Annotated in this window: 2 protein-coding genes and 1 pseudogene; 2 read left to right on the forward strand and 1 reads right to left on the reverse strand. The window is 34.3% G+C overall.

From position 1 onward, the window contains the following. Nucleotides 1-171: 171 nt before the first annotated feature. A pseudogene (locus FYJ80_RS12350) lies at nt 172-273 on the forward strand (hypothetical protein); the annotation flags it as partial. Between the two features lie 145 nt (nt 274-418). Here FYJ80_RS12350 and FYJ80_RS12125 read toward each other — a convergent pair. Continuing rightward, complete coding sequence (locus FYJ80_RS12125) at nt 419-553, reverse strand: hypothetical protein (protein ID WP_267913052.1); 135 nt, start codon at nt 551-553, stop codon at nt 419-421. Between the two features lie 74 nt (nt 554-627). Between FYJ80_RS12125 and FYJ80_RS11650 the strand changes: the two genes are divergently transcribed. Continuing rightward, the coding region (locus FYJ80_RS11650; RefSeq protein ID WP_154427077.1) for a hypothetical protein at nt 628-1,062 on the forward strand (435 nt) is incomplete at its 3' end.

The raw sequence follows: 1,062 nt of genomic DNA on the forward strand, positions 1-1,062 counted from the left end.
GCTGGATACTCCTAAATACAGCCGCTTTTAGAGAAAAGTAATACTAGATGTCGAGTGAATGGTCATTGAGCTAATGATACTCTTAGTGTTGCACAATGGAATGATGGCTTTAGAACAGAGATTTCAGCTAAATTTTGTCGACAAGTTGATGAATTATAGTCAAGACAATCTGAAGAACTTCATTTAAATAAAGTTCTCGATTTGGCAACTTTTATTTGTGAATCGAAGCTTTATGCTAACGGTAAATCTTTCTCATTAGAAATGATTAGTTAGGTTAGTAGTTCTGCGTTGCAGGATAAATTGCTCAAAAGCGAATTTAATAAAAATAAAGAGTATTTAGATAAAAGTTTTAAACGTTTAGATAAAGCATTAAAGACATTAGGCTAGACAGCATAATTTTGTCATCTAGCCTTTAATGTTACTTATTGTTTGGGTTTAGTTGTTTACCTTTGTTTCCATGTACTTTGGCAAATTGTTCATTTACTCCTCGTTGTCCTTTATTAGCGTTTTTTTGATTGGCGTTGTTGTCCTGTGGTGTAATTTTCTTAGTCATAATCATTTCCTTTATAATTTGGGTTTAAAGCATATGTACATAATAAAGTAGTCTCTAGGGACAATTGGGGACAGATGAATAGAAAATTAGAGATTTTAAATTTACAACGTCAAATTAAAGCTGATCTTAAGATTTTAAACTGGAGCATAGCTTCTTTTTCGAGTAAGTATCTAATAGACAACAACGAATACGATGTTGAGGAATATGATGTTAAAACGTTTCAGGAAAGAGTTAAGAAACAATTAGTACGCGCGACAACTAATCAGGAACTGCTATTAAAGTACAATAATTTCATTCGTAACTCAGACGAGTATAAGAAGTTAGGAGACGAATATGCGCAAAGGGATATCCAGCCTTTGACTGGTTTTATTTCAGATTATGTCGCCTTGCTCAATGAAGCTCAAGATGAAACAGAAAGAAAAGTGTTGGCGGTGGCTGCCGCACATGCATTGTCGGTAGGTACCGCGTGGGACTTTCATGTTACACCGATTAATCACGATGACTATTAT

This window comes from Bullifex porci, assembly GCF_009695635.1.
Taxonomy (GTDB): domain Bacteria; phylum Spirochaetota; class Spirochaetia; order Sphaerochaetales; family Sphaerochaetaceae; genus Bullifex; species Bullifex porci.